General features: G+C 76.4%; 23 protein-coding genes. 20 read left to right on the top strand and 3 right to left on the bottom strand.

What is annotated here, in order from left to right; all coding sequences use genetic code 11:
• Positions 1-391: 391 nt before the first annotated feature.
• The gene (locus AC1050_RS09360) at positions 392-1,807 is read left to right on the top strand and encodes a C40 family peptidase (protein ID WP_482387077.1); all 1,416 of its coding nucleotides are present in this window, start codon (positions 392-394) and stop codon (positions 1,805-1,807) included.
• Between the two features lie 63 nt (positions 1,808-1,870).
• On the opposite strand, the gene AC1050_RS09355 is transcribed toward AC1050_RS09360, so the two are convergent.
• Entirely contained in the window at positions 1,871-2,368 is a 498-nt protein-coding gene (locus AC1050_RS09355) for an inorganic diphosphatase (RefSeq protein ID WP_213281274.1), read from the bottom strand.
• Positions 2,369-2,552: 184 nt separating this feature from the next.
• On the opposite strand from AC1050_RS09355, the gene dacB reads away from it, so the two are divergent.
• The 19 genes from dacB (at position 2,553) to AC1050_RS09260 (ending at position 22,085) form a co-directional block, all read left to right on the top strand.
• Positions 2,553-3,941 carry a D-alanyl-D-alanine carboxypeptidase/D-alanyl-D-alanine endopeptidase gene (gene dacB, locus AC1050_RS09350; protein WP_482387076.1) on the top strand — a complete coding sequence of 463 codons (1,389 nt, stop codon included), beginning with the start codon at positions 2,553-2,555 and terminating at the stop codon, positions 3,939-3,941.
• A gap of 23 nt (positions 3,942-3,964) precedes the next feature.
• Entirely contained in the window at positions 3,965-4,951 is a 987-nt protein-coding gene (locus AC1050_RS09345) for a zinc-dependent metalloprotease (RefSeq protein ID WP_482387075.1), read from the top strand.
• A 1-nt stretch (position 4,952) separates the two neighbouring features.
• Positions 4,953-6,041, top strand: a complete 1,089-nt coding sequence (tilS, locus tag AC1050_RS09340; RefSeq protein WP_482387074.1) for a tRNA lysidine(34) synthetase TilS — start codon at positions 4,953-4,955, stop codon at positions 6,039-6,041.
• A gap of 11 nt (positions 6,042-6,052) precedes the next feature.
• Positions 6,053-6,592 (top strand): hypoxanthine phosphoribosyltransferase, encoded by a 540-nt coding sequence (gene hpt, locus AC1050_RS09335; protein WP_482387268.1) that lies wholly within the window; start codon positions 6,053-6,055, stop codon positions 6,590-6,592.
• A 127-nt stretch (positions 6,593-6,719) separates the two neighbouring features.
• Complete coding sequence (gene ftsH / locus AC1050_RS09330) at positions 6,720-8,747, top strand: ATP-dependent zinc metalloprotease FtsH (RefSeq protein WP_482387073.1); 2,028 nt, start codon at positions 6,720-6,722, stop codon at positions 8,745-8,747.
• 2 nt (positions 8,748-8,749) lie between these two features.
• Positions 8,750-9,352 (top strand): GTP cyclohydrolase I FolE, encoded by a 603-nt coding sequence (folE, locus tag AC1050_RS09325; RefSeq protein WP_482387072.1) that lies wholly within the window; start codon positions 8,750-8,752, stop codon positions 9,350-9,352.
• A gap of 108 nt (positions 9,353-9,460) precedes the next feature.
• Positions 9,461-10,279 (top strand): dihydropteroate synthase, encoded by an 819-nt coding sequence (gene folP, locus AC1050_RS09320; protein ID WP_482387267.1) that lies wholly within the window; start codon positions 9,461-9,463, stop codon positions 10,277-10,279.
• On the top strand, positions 10,276-11,784 hold the full coding sequence (gene folK / locus AC1050_RS09315; RefSeq protein WP_482387071.1) for a 2-amino-4-hydroxy-6-hydroxymethyldihydropteridine diphosphokinase: 1,509 nt from the start codon (positions 10,276-10,278) through the stop codon (positions 11,782-11,784). The genes folP and folK overlap by 4 nt, the downstream gene beginning before the upstream one ends.
• Complete coding sequence (locus AC1050_RS09310; RefSeq protein WP_482387070.1) at positions 11,784-12,269, top strand: DUF3180 domain-containing protein; 486 nt, start codon at positions 11,784-11,786, stop codon at positions 12,267-12,269. Before folK ends, AC1050_RS09310 begins: the two co-directional genes overlap by 1 nt.
• Positions 12,270-12,455: 186 nt before the next feature.
• A complete protein-coding gene (locus tag AC1050_RS09305; RefSeq protein WP_482387266.1) occupies positions 12,456-12,977 on the top strand; it encodes a PH domain-containing protein in 522 nt (173 codons plus the stop codon).
• Positions 12,974-14,617, top strand: a complete 1,644-nt coding sequence (locus AC1050_RS09300) for a PH domain-containing protein (RefSeq protein ID WP_482387069.1) — start codon at positions 12,974-12,976, stop codon at positions 14,615-14,617. Before AC1050_RS09305 ends, AC1050_RS09300 begins: the two co-directional genes overlap by 4 nt.
• Positions 14,614-15,663 carry a Rossmann-like and DUF2520 domain-containing protein gene (locus tag AC1050_RS09295; protein WP_482387068.1) on the top strand — a complete coding sequence of 350 codons (1,050 nt, stop codon included), beginning with the start codon at positions 14,614-14,616 and terminating at the stop codon, positions 15,661-15,663. Before AC1050_RS09300 ends, AC1050_RS09295 begins: the two co-directional genes overlap by 4 nt.
• Positions 15,660-16,547: a pantoate--beta-alanine ligase gene (gene panC / locus AC1050_RS09290; RefSeq protein WP_482387067.1), complete on the top strand. Its 888-nt coding sequence runs from the start codon at positions 15,660-15,662 to the stop codon at positions 16,545-16,547. Before AC1050_RS09295 ends, panC begins: the two co-directional genes overlap by 4 nt.
• Positions 16,548-16,549: 2 nt before the next feature.
• Positions 16,550-17,110, top strand: coding sequence for an aspartate 1-decarboxylase (gene panD, locus AC1050_RS09285; protein ID WP_482387066.1), 561 nt, complete (start codon positions 16,550-16,552; stop codon positions 17,108-17,110).
• Positions 17,107-18,810: an L-aspartate oxidase gene (locus AC1050_RS09280; RefSeq protein ID WP_482387065.1), complete on the top strand. Its 1,704-nt coding sequence runs from the start codon at positions 17,107-17,109 to the stop codon at positions 18,808-18,810. The genes panD and AC1050_RS09280 overlap by 4 nt, the downstream gene beginning before the upstream one ends.
• Positions 18,811-18,915: 105 nt before the next feature.
• On the top strand, positions 18,916-19,812 hold the full coding sequence (gene nadC, locus AC1050_RS09275) for a carboxylating nicotinate-nucleotide diphosphorylase (protein ID WP_482387064.1): 897 nt from the start codon (positions 18,916-18,918) through the stop codon (positions 19,810-19,812).
• A gap of 37 nt (positions 19,813-19,849) precedes the next feature.
• Entirely contained in the window at positions 19,850-21,385 is a 1,536-nt protein-coding gene (lysS, locus tag AC1050_RS09270) for a lysine--tRNA ligase (protein WP_482387063.1), read from the top strand.
• Positions 21,386-21,442: 57 nt separating this feature from the next.
• Positions 21,443-21,616, top strand: a complete 174-nt coding sequence (locus AC1050_RS09265) for a hypothetical protein (protein ID WP_482387062.1) — start codon at positions 21,443-21,445, stop codon at positions 21,614-21,616.
• 121 nt (positions 21,617-21,737) lie between these two features.
• Positions 21,738-22,085, top strand: a complete 348-nt coding sequence (locus AC1050_RS09260; protein ID WP_482387061.1) for a histone-like nucleoid-structuring protein Lsr2 — start codon at positions 21,738-21,740, stop codon at positions 22,083-22,085.
• A 248-nt stretch (positions 22,086-22,333) separates the two neighbouring features.
• On the opposite strand, the gene xylB is transcribed toward AC1050_RS09260, so the two are convergent.
• A complete protein-coding gene (gene xylB, locus AC1050_RS09255) occupies positions 22,334-23,770 on the bottom strand; it encodes a xylulokinase (protein WP_482387060.1) in 1,437 nt (478 codons plus the stop codon).
• A gap of 124 nt (positions 23,771-23,894) precedes the next feature.
• A complete protein-coding gene (gene xylA, locus AC1050_RS09250; protein WP_482387059.1) occupies positions 23,895-25,082 on the bottom strand; it encodes a xylose isomerase in 1,188 nt (395 codons plus the stop codon).
• Positions 25,083-25,122: the final 40 nt, after the last annotated feature.

Below are 25,122 nucleotides of genomic sequence, written 5' to 3'. Positions count from 1 at the left end.
CGGGGGGGCGCCGGCTCCGCGGGTCCGGGGACCGGTCTGCGGGCACAGCCGAGCGTGCGCTGATCAGCGACACATTCGGCGGGACATGCCGCCCAGCGTACGGAGGCGCCCCGCGGGGGCGGAACGGGCGTCTCGTCATGTGGGACGCGCTGTCCAGGAACCGGGCCGGAGGGGCGGGTAGGCGCCCTGGTCGGGGCGCGGTCGTCGCCCGGGCGGGTGATTCGGTCGGTGAGATGTCCAGTTCCTCCCGAACCACGCCGATGTGACTCGTGTGAACGGTGTGACTCGTGTTCACTTCTGTGATTTTCCCCGGTAGCGTCCTTCGCGGGGCGAGCCGGACGACCGGTACCCGCCACGCCGGGCGCGCAGGACGCGCCGGCCGGTGGGAGCGATGACGACGAAGGGTGTGGACGTGGTGCGGACGACCGGACGGGCGCGCGCGGCTCGCGGTGCCGCCGCGGTGATCACGGCGGCGGTGCTGCTGGTGCCCGCGGGCGGAGCGGCGCTGGCCGATCCGGACGTGACCGACCAGGACGTGCGGGACGCGCGGCGGGCGGTCACCTCCGCCTCCGGCGCCGTCGCGTCGATGGAGGTGCGGCTCGCGGAGCTCAGCACCCTCGCGGACACCGCCGAGATCGCCGTGCAGCAGGCCGGTGAGACCTACGCCCAGGCGCAGGCCGACCTCGCCGCCGCGCAGCAGGACGCCGCCGAGGCCGCCGGCCAGTACGACGAGGCCGCGGAGCAGTTCGAGTCGGCCCGCGCCACGCTCGTGGCCATCGCCCGCGAGGCCGCCCGGTCCGGCGGGTCGATGGACACGCTGGAGGCGGTGCTCTCCGCCGACGGCTTCGAGGACGTCGTCTCGCGCAGCGAGGGCCTGTCGCACGTCAGCACCAAGGCCGACCAGGCGGTGCAGGGCTACCTCGCCGCCGAGCAGGTCGCCACCACGCTGAAGTCGAAGGCCGAGCAGGCGGAGGCGGCCCAGGAGGCCGCGTCCGAGGAGGCCCGGACGGCGCTGACCGCCGCCGAGCAGGCGCAGAGCGACGCGGACGCCGCGGTGGCGTCGGCCCGGACGGAGCGCCAGGGCCTCATCGTGCAGCTCGCCGCGGCGCGCAGCACGAGCACCGAGGTCGAGCAGGCCCGCCAGGACCAGATCGACGCCGAGCGGCGCGCGCGGACGGAGGCGGCGGCGCAGGCCGAGCGCACCACCCCCGTGGCCGCGCCGGCCGCCCCCGGCACCGGCACGGCGACGCCGGCCGGCCCGAGCACCCCCGCCGCGCCGTCGACCCCCGCGACGCCGAGCACCCCGCCGACGACGACCCCGCCCGCGACGACGCCGCCGGCCACCCGGCCGCCGGTCACCGCCCCGCCGGTCACGACGCCGCCGGTGACGACGCCGAAGCCGACCCCGCCGGCGACCGGCGGCTCGTCCTCCGGGAGCACGGCCTCGGCCGAGGCCGCGATCGCGTGGGCGAAGACCAAGCTGGGCCTGCCGTACCTGTGGGGCGGCGTCGGCCCGAACGGGTACGACTGCTCCGGTCTGACCCAGGGCGCGTGGCGCTCCGCCGGCGTCAGCCTGAACCGCACGTCGCGCGACCAGTACCGCCAGGTGAAGAAGATCTCCTACGCCGAGATGCGGCCGGGCGACCTGGTGTTCTGGGGCAGCAACCCCAACGACGCGAGCTCCATCTACCACGTGGCGATGTACCTGGGCGGCGGCCAGATCATCGAGGCGCCCAAGCCCGGCACGCCGGTCCGCATCACGTCGATGCGGTACTCCGGGACGATGACCTACGCCGGGCGTCCCTGACCCCCGGCAGCGCAGACGACGACGGCCCCCGCCACGCGGCGGGGGCCGTCGTCGTCGCAGGGCTCAGTGCTGGTCGTAGCCCGCGTCGATCGCGCGCTGGCGGGACCGCTCGATCTCGGCCTCGGCCTCGGCGCGGCCGGTCCAGTGGGCGCCCTCGACGGACTTGCCCGGCTCCAGGTCCTTGTAGACCTCGAAGAAGTGCTGGATCTCCAGGCGGTGGAAGTCCGACACGTCGTCGATGTCCTGGCGCCACGCCGCCCGCTGGTCGCCCGTCGGCACGCACAGCACCTTGTCGTCGCCGCCGGCCTCGTCCCGCATGCGGAACATGCCGAGCGCGCGGCAGCGGATCAGGCAGCCCGGGAACGTGGGCTCCTCGAGCAGCACCAGCGCGTCCAGCGGGTCGCCGTCCTCGCCCAGGGTGCCGTCGATGAAGCCGTAGTCGTCCGGGTACCGGGTCGAGGTGAACAGCATGCGGTCCAGCCGGATGCGGCCGGTCGCATGGTCCACCTCGTACTTGTTCCGCTGGCCCTTCGGGATCTCGATCGTGACGTCGAACTCCACACCCGCTCCTTCGTCCCGCCGGCCCGTGGGGCGCGGCGCGCAGCTGATCACGGCGGCGTGCCAGGTGGTGGCCCCCCGCGCTTCAGGACCTAGTGTGACGCACGGACGGCGCGGGAGGAGCCCGCGGCGCCGGCGAGGTGCGGGAGCGGGTGCGGCGGTGGCGCGCGTGGGCAGGACGATCGGCGTGAGCGCGCTCGTGCTGGTGCTCGCGGGCGGGGCGTACGCGACCGCGGACGCCTACGACGTCGTACCCGGTGTCGTGACGCTCGCACCCGAGCCCGACCCGGCGGCCCCGTTCCCGCAGGCCCCGGCCGCGGGCACGGTGGGCGCGGGGGCGGAGGTCCTGGCCGACCTGGACGCGGCCGCACCGGTGCCCGCCGCCGCGCGCGTGCAGGCGCTGGTGCAGGGGCTGGTCACCGACCCGCGGGTCGGCCCGAGCGCGGGCGTCGTCGTCGCCGACGCGCTGACCGGCGACGTGCTGGCCGGCCACGCCGCGGACGCCCCCCGGACGCCCGCCTCCACCGCCAAGCTGGTCACCGGCGTCGCGGCGCTCACCCGGCTGGGGTCGGAGCGCACCTTCGACACGACCGTCCGCCAGGGTGCCGGGGACCAGGTGGTGCTGGTCGGCGGCGGGGACATGATGCTCGCGGCCGGGGTCGGCGACCCCGACGCGGTGAACGGCCGCGCGGGCCTGGCGGACCTCGCCGCCCAGGTCGCGCTGCAGCTGCAGCTGGTCGGCCGGGACACCGTCACCGTGGGGCTGGACGACACCCTGTTCACCGGCCCCGCCCTGGCGCCCGGCTGGGACGCCGCGGACGTGAACAACGGCTTCGTCGCCCCGGTGGCGCCCCTGGCGGTGGACATCGCCAAGATCGGCGCCGGGGAGTACCCGCCCCGGCGCACCGACCCCGCGATGCACGCCGCGACGGAGTTCGCCGCGCGCCTCGGCGAGCTCGGCATCACCGTGACCGGCACCCCGGCGCGCGTCCGCGAGGCCGCGACGGGCGACGTGCTGGGCGTCGTGCGGTCCGCACCCGCGTCCGAGGTCACGCAGTACTTCCTCGACACGTCCGACAACACGATCACCGAGGTGGTCGCCCGCATGGTCGCGCTGGACCTGGACCTGCCCGGCAGCTTCGAGGGCGCGACCCAGGCCGTGCTGCGGACCGTGCAGACCCTGGGCGCGGACACGACCGGCGCGGTGCTGGCGGACGCCTCCGGCCTGGCCGACGGGTCCGCCCTGCCGCCGGACCTGCTGCTCGGGCTGCTACAGCTCGTGGTGGACCCCGGGCACCCCGAGCTGCGCGAGGTCGGCACCGGCATGCCCGTCGGCGGCCTCACCGGGACGCTGGCGCAGCGGTTCACCTCCGGCGACGGCACGGGTCTCGTCCGCGCCAAGACCGGCAGCCTGGCCGGCGTGACCTCCCTGGCCGGCTCGGTGCTGGACGCCGACGGCCGGCTGCTGCTGTTCGTGCTGATGGCCGACCAGACCGGTGCGGTCGGCCAGGGCCAGCCGCGGGCGGCCCTGGACGGGTTCGTCACGCAGCTGGCCGGGTGCGGCTGCTCCGCGTGACGCCGCCTGGTTACGGTGGGCGGGTGCAGCCGGCCGTCGACTGGGACCTGGCCGCCCGGCTCGCCGCGCGTGCGGTGCGGTCCGGGCCCGTCGCCACGCGCGCCGAGCGCGAGGACGTGGTCGCCGCGCTGCGGGACGCCGCCCCGGTCGCCGGGGAGCACGTGGCGCGCCTGACCCGCCTGACGCCCGCCGACGCGGGCGCCGAGGGCGGGCACGAGGTCCGCGTGGTCGACCGCGCGTCCTGGGCGCGGGCGAACGTGCACGCGCTGCGGGTGCTGTCCGCCCGGGTCGGCGTGCCCGGGGCGCACGGCCTGCGCGGCACGGCCGGCGCGGGGCAGGTCGCCGCGGTGCTCGGGCTGCTGTCGGGCTCGGTGCTGGGCCAGTTCGACCCGTGGTCCGGCCGCGGCACGCTGCTGCTGGTCGCGCCCAACGTGCTGGCGGTGGAACGTGCGCTCGGCGTGGACCGCGCCGACTTCCGGCTGTGGGTCACGCTGCACGAGCAGACGCACGCGCTGCAGTTCGCGGCGGCGCCGTGGCTGGCCGACCACCTGGCCTCGCGGCTGCGGGTGCTGCTGGACGACGAGGACGCGGGGGCGCGCGTGCACCTGCCCGCGTCCCGCCCGCGCTCGCTGCTGGACCTGGTCGACCCGCGCCAGCGCGTCGTGCTGGACGAGGTGGGCGCCGTCATGGCGCTGCTCGAGGGGCACGCCGACGTGACGATGGACGCGGTCGGCCGGTCCGTCGTCCCGTCGGTCCGGCGGATCCGGCGCCGGTTCGAGGCGCGCCGGGACGGCGCCGCCGGCACCGGTGGCATGCGGCGGACCCTGCGCGCGGTGCTCGGCATGGACGTGAAGCTGGCCCAGTACCGCGACGGCGCGGCGTTCGTGCGCGGCGTGCGCCGCCGGGCGGGCGTCGACGGGCTGAACGCGGTCTGGTCCTCGGCCGGCGCGCTGCCGACCGCCGCGGAGATCGCCGACCCGGCCGCGTGGGTGCGCCGGGTGCACGCCTGACGTGGCCGGTCCCCACCCCGCGGTCGCCGCCGTGCGCCGTGCCGTGGCCGCCGGGCTCGCCGACCTGCCGCCCGGGGCGCCGGTGCTGGTCGCCTGCTCGGGCGGCCCGGACTCCCTGGCGCTCGCGGCCGGTGCCGCGTTCGTCGCGGACCGGGACCGGCGGCGCGGCGGACCCGGGCGCGCGGTCGGCGCCGTCGTGGTGGACCACGGGCTGCAGCCCGGCAGCGCGGGCGTCGCCGCGCGGGCGGCGGACGCCTGCCGGGCGCTCGGCCTGGCCCCGGTGGAGGTGGTCCGGGTGCACCCCCGCGGGCCCGGCGGACCCGAGGCCGCGGCGCGGGACGCCCGGTACGCCGCGCTGCACGCCGCCGCCGAGCGGGCCGGTGCCGCCGCGGTGCTGCTGGGGCACACCCGCGACGACCAGGCGGAGGGCGTCCTGCTGGGGCTCGCGCGCGGCTCCGGCGCGCGGTCGCTCGCGGGGATGCCGGCGGCGCGCGGCCTCCTGCGCCGCCCGCTGCTGGCGCTCGCGCGGGCGCAGACCGTGGCGGCGTGCGCGGCGCTCGGGCTGGACCCGTGGCTCGACCCCACCAACACGCCCGCCGCCGACGAGGACGACGCCCCCGCGCGGTCGCGGGTGCGGGCCCGGGTGCTGCCGGTGCTCGAGGCGGAGCTGGGGCCCGGCGTCGCCGCGGCGCTGGCCCGCACCGCCGACCTGCTGCGCGAGGACGCCGACGCCCTGGACGCGCTGGCGGCGGACCTGCTGGCGCGGGCGCTGCTGCCGGCCGCTCCCGACGACGGCGACGCCGGCGCGGGCGCCGGTCTGGACCTCGACGTCGCCCTGCTCGACGGCGCCCCCGCGGCGCTGCGGCACCGCGCCCTGCGGGCCGCGGCCGTCCGCGCGGGCGCACCGGCCGGCGCCGTCACCCGGACCCACGTCGCCGCGCTGGCGGCGCTCGTCACGGGCTGGCGCGGCCAGGGACCGGTGCACCTGCCGGGGCACGTGGCGGTGCACCGCGGGTGTGGCAGGCTTTCCCTGCGCCCGGAGTCGACCGACCCGGGCCGCGGCACGCACGAGGGAGACCGGCAGCGGTGAACGTGGACGACATGGGCGCGGACCTGGAGCGCGTGCTCCTCACCGAGGAGCAGCTCGGGGCCCGTCTGGACGAGATCGCCGCGCAGATCGACGCGGACTACGCGGGCCGGGAGATCCTCGTGGTCGGCGTGCTCAAGGGCGCCGTCATGGTGATGGCCGACCTGGCGCGCCGGATCAGCACCCCGCTGGCGATGGACTGGATGGCGGTGTCGTCCTACGGCTCCGGCACCAAGTCCTCCGGCGTCGTCCGGATCCTCAAGGACCTGGACGCCGACCTGACCGGCCGGCACGTGCTGATCGTCGAGGACATCATCGACTCCGGCCTGACGCTGTCCTGGCTGCTCGCCAACCTGCGCAGCCGCGGCCCGGCCTCGGTCGAGATCGCGACGATGCTGCGCAAGCCGGACGCGGCCAAGGTCGAGGTGGACGTCAAGTACGTCGGCTTCGACATTCCCAACGAGTTCGTCGTCGGCTACGGCCTGGACTACGCGGAGAAGTACCGCAACCTGCCGTTCGTCGGGACGCTCGCGCCGCACGTCTACTCCTCCTGAGCCGCCGGGCCGGGTCCGCGGGGTCCGCCCGGGGCGAACAGACCCCGTCGGCCCCAGGTCCAGCGTGTAACTTCGGAGCCTCCACCCCTGCGACCGGAGGGACGAGGGGGCACGCCCCCGTCTGCCCATGACTCTCAAGCGCCTCACCCGCGGGCCCGTCCTGTGGATCCTCGTCGCGGTCGTGATCCTCTGGGTCGCGGCCAGCGCCTTCATGTCCTCGGGCGTGCAGCGGATCGACACCTCGGACGGCCTCGAGCTGATCCAGACCGGCAAGGTCGAGCAGGCCAAGATCACCGAGGGCTCGCAGCGCGTGGACCTCACGCTCACCGAGGACTTCGTCAAGGACGACGAGAACCTCGGCACGGCCGTGCAGTTCTACTACGTCGTGCCGCAGGGCCCGGCCGTCGTCGAGGCGATCGCCGACGCGGACCCCGAGCAGGGGTACACCTCCGACGTCCCGCAGCAGTCGTGGTGGGCGAGCCTGCTGACGCTGGTGCTGCCGTTCATCATCATCCTGGGCCTGTTCTGGTTCCTGATGTCGTCCATGCAGGGCGGCGGCTCGCGGGTGATGTCGTTCGGCAAGTCCAAGGCGAAGCTGGTCTCCAAGGAGTCCCCGCAGGTCACGTTCGACGACGTCGCCGGCGTGGACGAGGCGCTCGAGGAGCTGCAGGAGATCAAGGAGTTCCTCTCCGAGCCCGCCAAGTTCCAGGCCGTCGGCGCCAAGATCCCCAAGGGCGTGCTGCTGTACGGCCCGCCCGGGACCGGCAAGACCCTGCTGGCCCGTGCCGTCGCGGGCGAGGCGGGCGTGCCGTTCTACTCGATCTCCGGCTCGGACTTCGTCGAGATGTTCGTCGGCGTCGGCGCCAGCCGCGTCCGCGACCTGTTCAACCAGGCCAAGGAGAACTCGCCGGCGATCATCTTCATCGACGAGATCGACGCCGTCGGCCGGCACCGCGGCGCCGGCATGGGCGGCGGGCACGACGAGCGGGAGCAGACCCTCAACCAGATGCTGGTCGAGATGGACGGCTTCGACGTCAAGACCAACGTCATCCTCATCGCGGCGACCAACCGCCCCGACATCCTCGACCCCGCGCTGCTGCGCCCGGGCCGGTTCGACCGCCAGGTCTCCGTCGAGGCGCCGGACCTCAAGGGCCGCGAGCGGATCCTGCAGGTGCACGCGCAGGGCAAGCCGATGGCCACGGACGTCGACCTCGAGGCCGTCGCCCGCCGCACCCCGGGCTTCACCGGTGCCGACCTGGCCAACGTGCTGAACGAGGCCGCGCTGCTCACCGCCCGGTCCAACGCGCAAATCGTGGACAACCGCGCGCTGGACGAGGCGATCGACCGCGTCATCGCCGGCCCGCAGAAGCGCACCCGCGTCATGAAGATCAAGGAGCAGAAGATCACCGCGTACCACGAGGGCGGCCACGCCCTGGTGGCGGCGGCCCTGCGGTACACCGACCCGGTGACCAAGGTGACGATCCTGCCCCGCGGCCGCGCCCTCGGCTACACGATGGTGATGCCGACGGAGGACAAGTACTCCACCACCCGCAACGAGCTGCTGGACCAGCTCGCGTACGCCATGGGCGGCCGCGTGGCCGAGGAGCTCGTGTTCCACGACCCGACCACCGGCGCGAGCAACGACATCGAGAAGGCCACCGCCACGGCCCGCAAGATGGTCACGCAGTTCGGCATGAGCGAGCTGATCGGCGCCGTGAAGCTCGGCCAGGACTCCGGCGAGGTCTTCATGGGCCGCGACATGGGCCACGGCCGGGAGTACTCGGAGTCGGTCGCCGGCGCCGTGGACGTCGAGGTGCGCAAGCTGATGGACGCCGCGCACACCGAGGCGTGGGAGATCCTCGTCGAGTACCGCGACGTCCTGGACGCCCTGGTGCTGGAGCTGCTCGAGAAGGAGACGCTCAACCAGCAGGAGCTGGCCGTCATCTTCGAGCCGATCACCAAGCGCCCGCCGCGCCAGGTGTGGCTGTCGTCCGAGCAGCGCGCCGTGTCCGACCGGCCCCCCGTGCTCACGGACGCCGAGAAGGCCCAGCAGAACGGGCACGTGGTCCCGGAGGACGAGGCCGCCGCGGCCAAGGACGAGCACCCCGCCCAGGTCGCGGTCGAGGTCCCGCCGAGCCAGACGCCGGACGCCTGAGCGTGGCCGCCGACGGCCGGGGCCAGCACCGCGAGGTCCCGCCCTACGACGCCCCGCGCGCCGAGGCCGCGGTCCGGGAGCTGCTCCTGGCCGTCGGCGAGGACCCGGAGCGCGAGGGGCTGCGGGACACCCCGGCCCGCGTGGCCCGGGCGTACCGCGAGATCTTCGCCGGGCTGCGCCAGGACCCCCGCGACGTGCTCAGCGCGACCTTCGACATCGGTCACGAGGAGATGGTCCTGGTCAAGGACATCGAGGTGTACTCGACCTGCGAGCACCACCTCGTGCCGTTCCACGGCGTCGCGCACGTCGGCTACATCCCCGGCCCGACCGGTCGGGTCACCGGCCTGAGCAAGCTCGCGCGGCTGGTCGACGTCTACGCGCGCCGGCCCCAGGTGCAGGAGCGGATGACGGGGGAGATCGCCGACGCCCTGGTGGAGATCCTGGAGCCGCGCGGCGTGCTCGTCGTCGTGGAGTGCGAGCACCTGTGCATGTCGATGCGCGGCGTGCGCAAGCCCGGCTCCCGGACCGTCACGTCCGCCGTGCGCGGCCAGATGCGCGACCCCGCCACGCGCGCCGAGGCGATGAGCCTCGTCAGCGGGCGCTGAGCGGCGCGCCACCGCCCCCGCGCGAACGCCTAGGCTGACACCGTGCGTCCCCCCTCGCCGCTGCCGCCCGCGCTGACCGCCGCCGGTCGCGACGGCCGGACGCTGGTCATGGGCGTGGTGAACGTGACCCCCGACTCCTTCTCGGACGGCGGGCGGTGGTTCGCCCCCGACGCGGCCGTCGCGCACGGCCTGGCGCTGCTGGCCGACGGCGCGGACCTGCTGGACGTGGGCGGCGAGTCGACCCGGCCCGGGGCTGCCCGCGTGCCCGTCGCCGAGGAGCTGGACCGGGTGCTGCCCGTGGTCCGGCAGCTCACCGCCCGGGGCGCCGCCGTCAGCGTCGACACGACCCGCGCCGAGGTCGCGGAGGCCGCCGTCGCGGCGGGCGCGGTCGTGGTGAACGACGTGTCGGGCGGCCTGGCCGACCCCGCGATCCGCGAGGTCGTCGCGCGGACGGGCGTCGTCTACGTCGCGATGCACTGGCGCGGCCACGCCGACGTGATGGACACCCTCGCCGACTACGACGACGTGGTGACCGACGTGCGGCGCGAGCTGGCCGACCGGGTCGCCGAGCTGCGCGCGGCCGGGGTCGCCGACCACCAGGTCGTGCTGGACCCCGGCCTGGGGTTCGCCAAGCCCGGCGCCGCCAACTGGCCGCTGCTCGCCCGCCTGCCGGAGCTGCTGGCGGACGGCTTCCCGGTCCTGGTCGGGGCGTCGCGCAAGCGGTTCCTGGGGCACCTGCTGGCCGGCGAGGACGGGACGCCCGTGCCGCCCGACCGCCGGGACGCGGCGACGGCGGCGGTGTCCGCGCTGGCGGCGGCGGCGGGCGCCTGGTGCGTCCGGGTGCACGAGGCACGAGGAACGGCCGACGCGGTGCGCGTCGCGGCCCGGTGGACGGCGGCGGCGCCGACGAGGGAGGACGACCGATGAGCGACGAGGCGGACGTGGTCGGCTCGCAGGGCCACCGGCTGGACCGGATCCGGCTGCTGGGCGTGACGGCCACCGGCTACCACGGGGTGTTCGACCACGAGCGCCGCGAGGGCCAGACCTTCGTCGCGGACGTCGTGGCGCACCTGGACACCCGGCGCGCGGCCGCGACGGACGACCTCGTGCACACCCTGAACTACGGCACCCTGGCCGAGCAGGTCGTCGCCGTGCTCGCCGGCGAGCCGGCCGACCTGGTCGAGACCGTCGCCGAGCGGATCGCCGCGACCGTGCTCGCGCACCCGCAGGTGCAGTGCGTGGACGTCGCGGTGCACAAGCCGCAGGCGCCGATCACCGTGCCCTTCGGGGACGTCGTCGTCGAGGTGCGCCGCGACCGGTCGTGGCTGCCCGCTGCCGAGCCCGTGCCGGCGGACGCCCCGCGGTGGCTGCCGGCCGCCGCCCCGGAGACCGGCCCGCAGCCGGCCGAGGCCGCCGCGGTCCCCGACCCGCTGCGGCTGCCGCCGTCCGCGGGGCTGCTGCCGCCGGACGCCCTCGGCGTGCCCGAGGTGGCGCCGCCGCCCGCGCCGCCGAGCGCGGTGCCGACCCCGGTGCCGGTCCAGGCGCCGGTCCACGCGCCCGTGCCGACGCCGTTCGACGCACCCCGGCCGGACGACCGCGCCCCCGACGACCGCGGGCCGGCCGAGGACGACGACGTCGTGGACGCCGAGCTCGTGCAGGACGCCCTGGACGCCGCCCCGGCGGCACCGGTCGAGGTCGTGCTGGCGATCGGGTCCAACCTCGGCGCCGCGCAGGACACCCTGCGCGACGCGGTGGCGGACCTCGCCGCGTCGCCGGGCATCGAGGTCGTGGACGTCTCCGCGCTCGCCCGGACCGCGCCGGTCGGCGGGCCCGACCAGCCCGACTTCCTCAACGCCGTCGTCATCGCGCGCACCACGCTGTCGCCGCGCGACCTGCTGCGCGCGACCGCCGAGGTCGAGCGGATCCACGGGCGGGAGCGCACCGTGCACTGGGGCCCCCGCACGCTGGACGTCGACATCATCGTGTACGGCCAGGTGTCGGCGGGCACCGACGACCTGGAGCTGCCGCACCCCCGCGCCCACGAGCGCGCGTTCGTGCTGCAGCCGTGGGCCCAGGTGCGGCCCGACGCCGTGCTGCCCGGCCTGGGCGGCGGGCCCGTCGCCCAGCTCGCGGCGACCGCGCCGGACCGGGACGGCGTGCGCTGGCTCGCGCTCGACTGGCTGACCACCGCGGTGCCCGCGGCGCAGCCGGACCCTGCCGAGGACGTCGCCGGCTCCGCCGGGATCGGCACCGGCGACCCGCTCGGTGCGCCCGCGTACGACCCGCTGGACGGCCCGCTGGTCGAGCCGTTCCGCGACGCCCGGCACGACTCGCGGTACGACGCGCACGACGCCCCGTACGACGCGCACGACGCCCGGTACGACCCGCAGGACCCGCTCGGCGGCACCGGTCCCGTACGGCTGGACCCCTGATGGCGCGCACCCGCCTGCGCGCGCTGGTCCTGGTCGCCGTCGCCGCGACGGCGCTCGGCTGGCTCGTGGTCCGCGTCCTGGGCAGCCGGGGCGTCGTGCTGCCGCCCGTGCCGTGGGCGATGGCGGCGGTGCTCGTGCTGATCGCCGCGGTGGTGCTCGCCATGGGCTGGTCGGTTCGGCAGTACCTGCGCGGCAAGCACCCGACGCTGGACCCGCTGCGCGCCGCCCGCACGGCGGTGCTGGCCAAGGCCTCCTGCTACACCGGCGCGCTGCTGGCCGGCTGGTACGCGGCCCAGGTGGTCGACGTGCTGGGGGACCTCGCCATCGAGTCCCAGCGGGACCGCGCCCTGGCGGCGGGGCTGGCGGTGCTCGGCGCCGTGGTGCTGGCCGCCGTCGGCCTGGTCGTCGAGTGGATGTGCCGCGTCCCGCCGCCGGAGGACCCGGAGCAGGCGCCCGGGGCCGCGCCGGACCCCGCCGCCGGCTGACCCGGCTCATCCTCGCGGCCGACCCGCGGGCCCGTCCCACGATGGGAGGATGACGGCATGACCACGCCCGACGGCGACGCCGCCGCCCGCCCGCTGCCCGACGCCGCCCCGCTGCCGGGTGCCGCGCCGTCGCCCGGGGCGTTCCCGCTCGCCGACGTGCCTCCGCCCGCCGACGCCCCGCCGGCGGTGGCCGACGCCCCGCCCGCGGTCGAGCCGGTGCACGAGAGCGAGCCGTTCGAGCCCACCGGGGTGGACTGGACGCCGGTGTCGCCGCGGCTCGCGAGCGCGCGGCTGCTGGTCGCGCTGATCTGGCTGGGCGTGCCGCTGGCCGGCCTCGCGGTGGCGGCCGCGCTGTCCGGGGTCGCGTGGCTCTGGATCGGCGTCGCCGTCCTCGCCGCGTTCGTGCTCTGGACCGTCTGGCTGGTGCCGCGCCAGGTCCGCGCCCTCGGCTACGCCGAGCGCGCGGACGACCTGCTGCTGCGCCGCGGCATCCTGTTCCGCTCGATGGTCGTCGTGCCCTACGGCCGGATGCAGTACGTCGACGTGTCCGCCGGCCCGCTCGCGCGCAAGCTGGGGATCGCGTCCGTGCAGCTGCACACGGCGTCGCCCGGCACCGACGCGTCGATCGACGGCCTGCCGACCGCCGAGGCGGCGCGGCTGCGCGACCAGCTCGCGTCGCGCGGCGAGGCCCGGCTGGCGGGGCTGTGACCGAGGACCGCGCCCTGCCGGTCCCCGCCGGCGCGAGCGCGACGACCCCCGCGCCGCCGGTGCCGGAGCCCGCGGCGGACGACCTCGCCTGGCGCCGGATGCACCCCGTCACCCCGGCGGTGAAGGGCTGGAAGGTGCTGGCCGCGATGCTGGCCGTCGTCGCGTGGAACGCCGCCGACGACGTCCGGGACCTCGCCGAGTGGCTCGGGGTGCGCGCCTGGCTCTACATCGGCGGCGTGGTGGTGCTCGTCGCCCTGATCGGCTTCGGGTACTCCGCGATCGCCTGGCGGATGACCCGGTTCGCGGTCACCGACGACGCCGTGCACCTCCGGTCCGGCGTGCTGTTCCGCCAGCAGCGGCAGGCCCGGCTGGACCGGCTGCAGGCCGTCGACGTGGTGCAGCCGCTGCTGGCGCGCATCCTCGGGCTGTCCGAGCTGCGGCTCGAGGTCGCGGGCGGCGCGGGATCGGCCGTGTCGCTGGCGTTCCTGCGCGAGGCCGAGGCCGAGCAGCTGCGGGCCGAGCTGCTCGCGCGCGCCGCGGGGATCCACCGCGGGCGCCGTCCCGCCCCGGCCGCCCACGCGCCCGGGGCCGCCACGGTGCCCGGGGCCCCCGCAGCCCCTGAGGCGCCGGACGCCCCGGCGCCCCCGCCCCTCGGTGCGGAGCCCGGCGCGGCCCCCGTGACCGACGCCGCCGCGGCGCCGTCGGTCACCGTGCCCGTCGAGCAGCCCGCGGACGACGGCTGGGACGACGTCGCCCCGGTCGCGCCGGAGCGCCCCGTCTACGAGGTCCCGGTCGGCCGCCTGCTCGCCGCCACGCTGCTGTCCGCGACGACGTTCTGGCTGCTCGTCGTGATCGCCGGCGTCGTCGTGCTGATCGTCACCTCGGGCCGGTTCGAGTCGGCGTTCGTGCTGCTGCCGGCGGTGCTCGGGATGGTGTCGTACACGTGGACCCGGTTCAACCGGGGCGCGAACTTCCGCGCGGCGATCTCCCCGGACGGCATCCGGCTGCGGCACGGCCTGACCGAGTCCCGCGCCCAGACGGTGCCCCCGGGCCGGGTGCAGGCCGTGCGGGTCACCCAGGGCCTCCTGTGGCGGCGCCCCGACTGGTGGCGCGTCGAGGTCAACGTGGCCGGGTACGGCAGCGGCACCGACCAGACCCAGAGCGAGAACGTGCTGCTGCCCGCCGGCACCCGGGACGAGGCGATGCTCGCGCTCTGGCTGGTGCTGCCGGACCTCGGTACCGCCGACCCGCGCGCGCTGGTCGACGCCGGGCTCACCGGCCGCGACGGCGAGGGCGACTGGGCCGTCGCGCCCCGCAGGTCGCGCTGGCTGGACCCGGTCGGCTGGCGCCGGCACGGCGTCACCGTGACCGAGCGCGCGCTGGTGCTGCGCTCCGGCGTGCTCACCCGCCAGCTGGTCGTCGTCCCGCACGAGCGCACGCAGTCCCTCGGGCTGGCGCAGGGGCCGCTGCAGCGCCGGCTCGGGCTCGCGTCGTTCCAGCTGCACTCGACGCCCGGGCCGGTCGCGCCGCGCGTCGACCACCTGGACGCGCGCGTGGCGGCCGGGCTGCTGGACGAGCAGGCCACCCGCGCCCGCACCGCCCGTGCCGGCGCCGGCCCCGAGCAGTGGATGCGCGGATGACCCGGCTGGGGATCGGCGTGGTCGGCGCGGGCCGGGTGGGCGCCGTGCTCGGCAGCGCGCTGCGGGCGGCCGGGCACCCGGTCGTCGGCGTCAGCGCGGTGTCCGCGGCGTCGCGGGACCGCGCGGAGGTGCTGCTGCCGGGCGTGCCCGTCCTCGACGTGCCGGAGGTGGTGCGCCGCGCCGAGCTCGTGCTGCTCGCCGTGCCGGACGACGCGCTCGCGGACCTGGTCGCCGGCCTGGCCGCCACCGGTGCGTGGCAGGCCGGCCAGATCGTCGTGCACACCGCCGGCCGGTACGGCGCCGCCGTGCTCGACCCGGCCCGGGCGGCCGGCGTGATCCCGATCGCGCTGCACCCCGCGATGACGTTCACCGGGACGTCGCTGGACCTGTCCCGGCTGGTCGGCAGCACCTTCGCCGTCACCGCGCCGACCGCGGTGCTGCCGATCGGCCAGGCGCTGGTCGTCGAGATGGGCGGGGAGCCGGTGGTCGTCGAGGAGGCGGCGCGCCCGCTCTACCACGCGGCCCTGGCGCACGGCGCGAACCACCTGGTGGTGCTCGTGGCCCAGGCCGGGCAGGCGCTCGCGGCGGCGGGCGTCGCCGACCCCGGGGCGGTGCTGCGGCCGCTGCTGACCGCCGCGCTCGACGGCGCCCTGCGGGCGGAGTCCGCGAGCGGCGGCCGGGAGGCCGGCGGCGACGTCACGGCCGGTGCCGTCACGACCCTGACCGGTCCGGTCCGGCGCGGCGACGCCGGCACCGTCCGCGACCACCTGGACGAGCTCACCGCGCTGGGCGTGCGGACGGGCGCGACCGACGTCGCCGCGTCGTACCGGGCGCTGTCCCGGGCCGCGACCGGCCGCGCGCTCGCCGCCGGGCTGCTGGGCGTCGAGCAGGGCCGGGCCGTGCTCGACGTGCTCGCCGCGGGGGAGCCCGCGGCCCCGGCTCACGCCCCGGGTCCGGACGGGGGTACGGTGCTCGGCGCGCAGGAGGACGAGGACGACGGGAACGGCCCGGCAACGCCCGGCGCCGACCAGGAGGACCAGGCATGACCCAGGCACGGACCGGTGCCCCCACCGTGGCGCGCACGCGCGCCGAGCTCGCCGACGCGCTGCGCCCCGGTCCCGGCGGCCGCCCGACGCGTGCGGTCGTCATGACGATGGGCGCCCTGCACGCCGGCCACCTGTCCCTGGTGCGCGCGGCCCGCGCCCGCGCCGAGCAGGTCGTGGTGACGATCTTCGTCAACCCGCTGCAGTTCGGCCCCACCGAGGACCTGGACCGCTACCCGCGGGACGTCCCGGGCGACCTGGCCGCGCTCACCGCCGCCGACCTGCTGGGCACGGGCGACGTGGTGTTCACGCCCGGTCCGGAGGAGATGTACCCGGACGGCCACCCGCTGGTGCGCGTCGACGCCGGTCCCGTCGGGCGGGTGTACGAGGGCGCCACCCGCCCCGGCCACCTGGACGGCGCCCTGACCGTCGTGCTCAAGCTGCTGCACCTGACGGCGCCGGACGTCGCGCTGTTCGGGCGCAAGGACGTCCAGCAGCTGGTCGCCGTCACCCGCATGGTGCGCGACCTGGACGTGCCGGTCGAGGTGCTCGGTGTCGAGACCGTCCGCGACGCCGACGGCCTCGCCCTGTCCTCGCGCAACGTGTACCTGTCCGCGACCGAGCGGGAGCAGGCGCTGGCGCTGAGCCGCGGGCTCGCCGCCGGCCGGGCCGCCGCGGCCGACGGCGCGGGCCCGGACGGGGTGCGCGCGGCGACGCGCGCGGTGCTGGACGCCGCCGGGGTCGGCACCGACTACGTCGCCCTGGTCGACCTCGCGACGTTCGCCGACGTGACCGAGGTGCCCGCCGGGCGGACGGCCGTGCTGGCCGTGGCCGCGACCGTCGGCGCCACCCGGCTGATCGACAACTCCGACGTGAGGTGGGCGTGACCATGACCTCGCTGCTGCGGCCGATGATGATCGGCAAGATCCACCGCGCCACGGTGACCCAGGCCGACCTGCACTACGTCGGCTCGATCACCGTCGACGCGCACCTGCTCGCCGCGGCGGACCTGCTGCCGGGCCAGCAGGTCGACGTCGTCGACGTGACCAACGGCGCCCGGCTGACCACCTACGTCATCGCGGGCGAGCCCGGCTCCGGGCAGATCTGCATCAACGGCGCCGCCGCGCACCTGGTGCACCCCGGCGACGTCGTCATCCTGATCGCCTACGGGATGCTGTCCGACGCCGAGGCGCGCACCTACGAGCCGCACGTCGTGCTCGTCGACGCCGACAACCGCGTCATGGACACCGGGCACGACCCGGGCACCGTGCCCGCCGCGTGGACCGCCGCCTCCGGGCTGCACCCCAGCGGCGTGCCGTTCGACGAGGGTCGCGCGCTGGTCGAGCACGACGGGGCCCCGCGGGACGCCGACCCGGGCGCGCACCCGGTGCGGGACGACCTGGGCGCGGGGGCCGACGGCACCGGGCGGGACGCGGGCACCGGCCGGTGACGCCGCGCCTCGCGCGCCGGCTCGCCGCCCCCGCCCCCGGGTGGACGGTGCAGGCCGACGCGGTGGTCGTGGGCTCCGGCATCGCCGGGCTGACCGCGGCCCTGGAGCTGCGCACCCGCGTGCCGCGGGTGCTGCTGGTGACCAAGGGCCAGCTCGTCTCCGGGTCGACCGTGTGGGCGCAGGGCGGCATCGCCGCGGCGCTCGACCCGGCCGACTCCCCGGCGGCGCACCTGCGGGACACCCTCGAGGCCGGCGTCGGCCTCTGCGACCCGCGCGCCGTCGAGGTGCTGGTGACCGAGGGCCCGGCGCGGGTCCGGGAGCTGGTCGCGCGCGGCGCGGTCTTCGACACCGAGGCCGACGGCACGCTCAGCCTGACCCGCGAGGGCGGCCACCACGCCGACCGCGTCGCGCACGCCGGCGGGGACGCCACCGGCGCCGAGATCTCCCGCGCGCTGGTCGCCCAGCTCGCCGCGGTGCACGCCGACCCGGGCATCGAGGTGGTCGAGCACGCCCTGGTGCTGGACGTGCTGACCGGCGCCCCGGGCCGCGACGGGCGGCCGGGCCCGGTCTGCGGGGTCACCCTGCACGTGATCGGCGAGGGCAGCCGCGACGGCGTCGGCGCGGTGCTCGCTCCGGCGGTCGTGCTGGCGACCGGCGGCATCGGGCAGGTCTTCCGGTCCTCCACCAACCCCGTGCAGGCCACCGGCGACGGGCTGGCTGCCGCCCTGCGCGCGGGCGCGACGGTCGGCGACGTCGAGTTCGTGCAGTTCCACCCCACCGTGCTGTGGCTCGGCGCGGGCGTGAAGGGCCAGCTCGCGCTGATCTCCGAGGCCGTGCGGGGCGAGGGCGCGCACCTGGTCGACACCGACGGGCACCGGTTCATGCCCGAGGTGCACCCGCTGGCCGAGCTCGCGCCCCGCGACGTGGTCGCCAAGGCCATCGTGCGGCGGATGGCCCGGACGGGCGCCGACCACGTGCTGCTGGACGCGCGGCACCTCGGCGCCGAGCGGCTGCGGCGGCGGTTCCCGACCATCGCCGGCCGTCTGGCCGAGCACGGGCTGGACCTGGCCACGGACCTGGTGCCGGTCGCCCCGGCCCAGCACTACCACTCGGGAGGCGTCGTCAGCGACCTGGTCGGGCGCTCGACCCTGCGGGGCCTGTACGCCGTCGGCGAGGTTGCCTGCACCGGCGTGCACGGCGCCAACCGGCTCGCGTCCAACTCGCTGCTGGAGGGCCTGGTGTTCGCGCACCGCGCCGCCCACGACATCGCCCGCCGCGTCGAGGCCGGCACCCTGCGGCAGGTCGACCCCGTCGAGCGGCCGGGCCCCGAGGCGCTGGTCGCGGGTGCGGCGCGGTCCCGGGTCCAGCGGATCGCGAGCGAGGGCCCGGGCGTGCTGCGCTCGGCCGCCGGGCTCGAGGCCGCCGCGGCGGCGCTGCGCGGCGTCCGCACCGACGCGCACCGGGCCGTGGACGGCGGCGAGCACCCGGTGGCGGACCCGCAGGTCGCCGAGTGGGAGACCACCAACGTGCACCAGGTCGCCACCGTGCTCACCGCCACCGCCGCGACCCGGCACGAGACCCGCGGCGGGCACCTGCGCAGCGACTACCCCGCCCGCGACGACGCGGCGTGGCTGCTGCGCGTCGAGGCCGCGCTGGCCCCGGACGGCACCCTGGACCAGCGCCCGACCCCGCTGGTCTGACCCCGGTCGTCCCTCGCCGAGATGACGGTCCGCGCCTGTGCGCCGCCCGGGCCGCGCAGGCGCGCGGTGTCATCTCGGCGGCGTGCGCGCCCTAAGGTGGCTGGCGTGATCGCGACCGACGGCCTCGACCCCGCCTGGCTGGCCCGCACGGTGGCCACCGCCCTCGACGAGGACCTCGGCACCGCGCCCGGGCGCGACGTCACCACGCAGGCCACCGTCGCCCCCGACGTGCCGGGCGTCGCGCACCTGGTCGCGCGGGAGCGCGGCGTCGTCGCCGGCCTGCCCGTCGTCGCCGAGGTGCTGGCCCAGGTGACCGCGCGGCTGGGCCTGGCGCCCGCCGCGGTCGACCAGCGGGTGCCGGACGGCACGGCCGTGGCGCCGGGCGACGTGCTCGCCGTGCTCACGGGCCCCGTGCAGGCGCTGCTGGTCGCCGAGCGCACCGCCCTGAACCTGGCGTCCCGCGCGTCGGGCGTCGCGACGCACACCCGGCGGTGGGCCGACGCGCTCGCGGGCTCCGGCGCGCAGGTGCTCGACACCCGCAAGACGACGCCGGGCCTGCGGGAGCTGGAGAAGTACGCCGTGCGCTGCGGCGGCGGGACCAACAAGCGGATGGGCCTGTACGACGTCGCGATGGTCAAGGACAACCACGTCGTCGCGGCCGGCGGCGTCGCCGCGGCGGTGCAGGCCGTGCGCGCCCGGTTCCCGGACGTCGCGATCCAGGTCGAGGCCGACACCGTCGAGCAGGCGCTGGAGGCCGTGGCGGTCGGCGCGCGGTTCCTGCTGCTCGACAACATGCCGACCCCGGTGCTCGCCGCGACCGTCGCCGCGGTGCGCGCGGGGGAGGGCGGCACGGGGCGCGTCGAGCTCGAGGCCACCGGGAACCTCACGCTCGACCGGGCGGCCGAGGTCGCCGCGACGGGCGTGGACTACCTGTCCGTCGGCGGCCTCACGCACTCCTCGCCGATCCTCGACCTGGCGCTGGACCTCGTCGCCGGGGTGTGACGCGGGAGGTGCCCCGGCGCTCGGTAGGATTCCGGGCGTGACCGAGACGCCCGCAGCACCCGTGCCCACCGCCGACGACCTCCCCGAGCAGCTCCGGGTCCGTCGCGAGAAGCGCGACCGCATGCTGGCCGAGGGCGTCGAGCCCTACCCGGTCGGCGTCCCGCGCACGCACACCATCGCGGACGTCCGCGCCGCGCACCCCGACCTGGAGCCCGGTCAGGAGACCGAGGACGTCGTCGGCGTCGCCGGCCGCGTCGTGTTCCTGCGCAACACCGGCAAGCTCTGCTTCGCCACGCTCCAGGACGGGGCGGGCAACCGCCTGCAGGCCATGCTGAGCCTGGCCAACGTCGGCGAGGACCGCCTGGCCGCGTTCAAGGCCGACGTCGACCTGGGCGACCACCTGTTCGTGCACGGCACCGTCGTGGCCTCGCGCCGCGGCGAGCTCTCCGTGATGGCCGACGCCTGGACGCTGGCGGCCAAGTCGCTGCGCCCGCTGCCCAACCTGTACGCCAAGGGCGACGAGGAGGCCCCGGAGCTGTCCGAGGAGCTCCGGGTCCGGCAGCGCTACGTGGACCTGATCGTCCGCCCGGCCGCGCGCGACGCCGTCCGGCTGCGCGCGGGCGTCGTGCGCTCGCTGCGGGAGAACTTCCACCGCCGCGACTACCTCGAGGTCGAGACGCCGATGCTGCAGACGCAGCCCGGCGGCGCCGCGGCCCGGCCGTTCGTCACGCACATGAACGCGTTCGACATCGACCTGTACCTGCGGATCGCGCCCGAGCTGTTCCTCAAGCGCGCCGCGGTCGGCGGGCTGGAGCGCGTGTTCGAGATCAACCGCAACTTCCGCAACGAGGGCGCGGACTCCACGCACTCGCCGGAGTTCGCGATGCTGGAGGCGTACGAGGCCTACGGCGACTACGACACCATGGCCGCGCTCACCCAGGACCTGGTGCAGACCGCCGCGCAGGACGTGCTCGGCACCACGACGATCACCCTGCCCGACGGCGAGGAGTACGAGATCGGCGGGCAGTGGGCCCAGCTGACCATGTACGGCTCGCTCTCCGAGGCGCTCGGCGAGGAGATCACCCCCGAGACGTCCGTCGCGCAGCTGCAGAAGATCGCCGACCGGCTCGAGGTGACGCTGGACCCGAAGCGCGTCAGCCACGGCAAGCTGGTCGAGGTCGTCTGGGAGCACCTGGTGGGCGACCACCTGCACGCCCCGACGTTCGTGCGCGACTTCCCGGTCGAGACCAGCCCGCTCACCCGCGACCACCGGAGCATCCGGGGCCAGGTCGAGAAGTGGGACCTGTACGTGCGCGGTTTCGAGCTGGCCACCGCCTACTCGGAGCTGGTCGACCCGGTCATCCAGCGGCAGCGGTTCGAGGCGCAGGCGCTGCTGGCCGCCGCCGGCGACGACGAGGCCATGCGGGTGGACGAGGACTTCCTCGCCGCCGTGGAGTACGCGCTGCCCCCGACCGGCGGCATGGGCATGGGCGTCGACCGGCTGCTGATGGCGCTGACCGGCCTGGGCATCCGCGAGACGATCCTGTTCCCGCTGGTGAAGCCGCAGGCCTGATCTGCGGCACCCGGCCGGCCCCCGGCGGGTCCAGGCGCGCGGCGTACGCTGCGCGGTATGAACATCGGACCCGCGCTGGCCGCGCTGCTCCCGTCCGTCGGGGTCGGCCTCATCTTCTGGTTGGTCATCCGCGCGCTCGTGAACGCCGACCGGTCCGAACGCGCCGCATTGGCGCGGATGGATGCCGAGGATGCGCGAGCAGATAAGCCGGAGAACTCGCCCGAAATCTGAACGAATGCACGCCGTCCTTTGACGGCGGGTGTTCTCGGGTGCCATGCTTTTCCCGAACGCGTGATTCGCGCCGCTCGCCATCCGGGGGCAGCAGCAGCGGCCAACAGCTCGGGAGGGCGAAATGGCACAGAAGGTTCAGGTCCTGCTCGTGGACGACATTGACGGCGGGACCGCCGACGAGACGGTGACGTTCGCGCTCGACGGGGTCTCGTACGAGATCGACCTGACGACCGAGCACGCCGCCGAGCTGCGCGACGCCCTCGGCACCTGGGTCGGCCACGCGCGCAAGGTCGGCGGCCGCTCCTCCGGTCGCAGCGGCGGCAGCAGCGGCGCCGGCGGCAGCCGCCCGCGCCGCTCCTCCGACGCCGGCGCGGTCCGCGCCTGGGCCAAGGAGAACGGCCACGAGGTCTCCGAGCGCGGTCGCATCTCGGCCGAGATCCGCGAGGCCTACGAGGCCGCGCAGGGCTGACGCCCCGCTCGCACGCACGAAGGCCCGGCACCCCACGGGGTGCCGGGCCTTCGCGCGTCCGGCGCGGACGTCCCGCCGCGCTCCGGCCGGGCCGCGAGGTCGTCATACGTCGGCGAGGTCGTCATGCAGGAGTGACGACCTCGCCGCGATCTGACGACCTCGCGGGACGGTGACGCCGCGGGGACGCGGATCGTCAGGTGCCCAGCCCGTCCGGGCGCGCGTGCGGTCAGGGGCGGGCCCGCCGCCCGTCAGGGGCGGGTGGCGGTGAGGTCGCGGACCGCCGCGTACTGGGCGCGGACCACCGGGACCGGCTCGGCCTCGAACACCTCGGGCTCGCCCGCGGCGGTCCACGCCGGGGGCTGCTCCGTGCCGGCGAGCACCCACGCCGCCTGCCGCGCGGCGCCGTCGGCGACGTACTCGCCGGGGGTCGGCACGGTGACCGGCAGCCCGAGCACCGCGGGGGCGATCCGCCGCACGGCCTCGGACTGCGCGCCGCCGCCGATCAGCTGCACCCGCTCGACCGGGACGCCCTGCGCCCGCAGCGCGTCCAGGCCGTCGGCCAGCGCGCAGAGCATGCCCTCGACGGCGGCCCGCGCCAGGTGCGCGGGCGTGGTGTTCGCCAGCCGCATCCCGTGCAGCGCGCCGGTGGCGTCCGGCTTGTTCGGGGTGCGCTCGCCCTCCAGGTACGGGACGAGCACCAGGCCGTCGGCCCCCGCCGGGGCGGACAGCGCCAGCTCGGACAGCCCGCGGTGGTCGACGCCGAGCATGCGCGCCGCGGCGTCGAGCACCCGGGAGGCGTTGAGCGTGCACGCGAGCGGGAGGTAGGCGCCGGTGGCGTCCGCGAAGCCCGTCACGAGCCCGGAGCCGTCCGCGGTGGGCGTCGCGGAGACGGCGGACACCACGCCGGAGGTGCCGATCGAGATCGCCACGTCGCCGGCGACCATGCCGAGCCCGAGGGCCGCGGCGGCGTTGTCGCCGGCGCCCGCGCCGAGCACCGTGCCGGCGCGCAGCAGGCCGTCGGCGACGACGCGGCCCGCGACGGCGTGCGGGGCCACGACCCGGGGCAGGACGGCGCCGTGCCCGAGCGCGAGCTCGAGGAGGTCGTCGCGGTAGCCCTCGGTGAACGGGGACCAGTAGCCGGTACCCGACGCGTCGGACCGGTCGGTGGTCAGCAGCCGCAGGTCCGCGCTGCGCCCGTCCTCGCCCTGCCCGGTCAGGCGCCAGGTCAGCCAGTCGTGGGGGAGCGCCACGGCGACCGCCCGGGCGGCGGCGTCGGGCTCGTGGTCGCGCAGCCAGCGCAGCTTCGTGACGGTCAGGGACGCGACGGGGACCGAGCCGATCGCGTCCGCCCAGGCCTGGGGGCCGCCGAGCTCGTCGATCAGCGCGAGCGCCGACGGGGCGGAGCGGGTGTCGTTCCACAGCAGCGCGTCGCGGACGACCCGGCCCTCGTCGTCGAGCGTCACCATGCCGTGCTGCTGCCCGCCGACAGCGACCGCGTCGACGTCGTCGAGCCCGCCGGCGTCCCGGACCGCCACCTGCAGGGCGTCCCACCAGTGCCGCGGGTCGATCTCGGTGCCGTCGGGGTGCGACGCGCGACCGGAGCGCACCAGGGCGCCGGTCTCGGCGTCGCGCACGACGACCTTGCAGGACTGGGTGGAGGAGTCCACCCCGGCGACGAGGGCCATGAGGATGCGTCCTTGCTGTGCTCAGGGAACGGGGAAGCGCCGAGGTCGAGGGTTCCACGAGGAACGGGGGTCGCAGACCCTCGACCTCGCCGGAAACCCTCGACCTCGGCGGGAGGTGCTGTGCTCAGCGGGCGCCGAGCGCGTGCTCCAGGGCGAGCTGGTTCAGGCGGACGAAGCCGAAGCCGCGCTCCGCGACGCCCTCGACGTCGAAGTCCTCGAACGCCGAGCGGTCGGCCAGCAGGTCCGCGAGGGTCTCGCCCTCGCCGATCGTCGGCTGCGCGAGCTCGAGCACGCCGGACGCCTCCAGGGCCTCCTGCACCTCGGGGTCGGCGCGGAACGCCTGCGCCCGCTCCTTCAGCAGCAGGTAGGTCGCCATGTTGGCGCGCGCCGACTCCCACACGCCGTCGAAGTCCTCGGTGCGGGACGGCTTGTAGTCGAAGTGCCGCGGGCCGTCGTAGCGCGGGCCGCCGGCCGGGAAGCCGTTCTCGATCAGGTCCACGGTCGCGAACGCCGAGAACAGGTCGCCGTGGCCGAACACCAGGTCCTGGTCGTACTTGATCGAGCGCTGGCCGTTGAGGTCGATGTGGAACAGCTTGCCGGCCCACAGCGCCTCGGCGATGCCCTGCGTGTAGTTCAGGCCCGCCATCTGCTCGTGCCCGGTCTCCGGGTTCAGGCCCACGATATCGCCGTGCTCGAGCTTGGCGATGAGGCCGAGCGCGTGGCCGATGGTCGGCAGCAGGATGTCGCCGCGGGGCTCGTTCGGCTTCGGCTCGATGGCGATCCGCAGGCCGTAGCCCTTCTCCTTGATGTACGCGGCGACGGTGTCGATGCCCTCGGCGTACCGGTCGTGCGCGGCGTTGAGGTCCTTCGCGGAGTCGTACTCCGCGCCCTCGCGGCCGCCCCACATCACGAAGGTGTCGGCGCCGAGCTCGGCGGCCAGGTCGACGTTGCGGATGACCTTGCGCAGGCCGTAGCGGCGCACGCGGCGGTCGTTCGACGTGAACGCGCCGTCCTTGAAGATCGGGTGGCTGAACGTGTTGGTGGTGACCATCTCGACGGTCACGCCGGTGTCGGCCAGCGCCTGCTTGAACCGGGCGAGGATGCGGTCGCGCTCGGCGGCGTCGGAGCCGAACGGCACCACGTCGTCGTCGTGGAAGGTCACGTGCGCGGCGCCGAGCTCGGCGAGCTTGTGCACCGACTCCACCGGGTCCAGCCACGGGCGGCTCGCGGAGCCGAACTGGTCCTGGGCGTTCCAGCCCACGGTCCACAGACCGAAGGAGAACTTGTCGTCGCGGGTGGGCGTGCGGACCATCATCGGCTCCTCATCGAGTGAACAGGTTTGTCTTGCGAGC

The sequence above is a fragment of the Cellulomonas sp. NEAU-ZC6 genome (assembly GCF_056844425.1).
The sequence above is the reverse complement of the archived record's forward strand: the minus strand, read 5'-3'. Positions and strand labels throughout refer to the sequence as shown.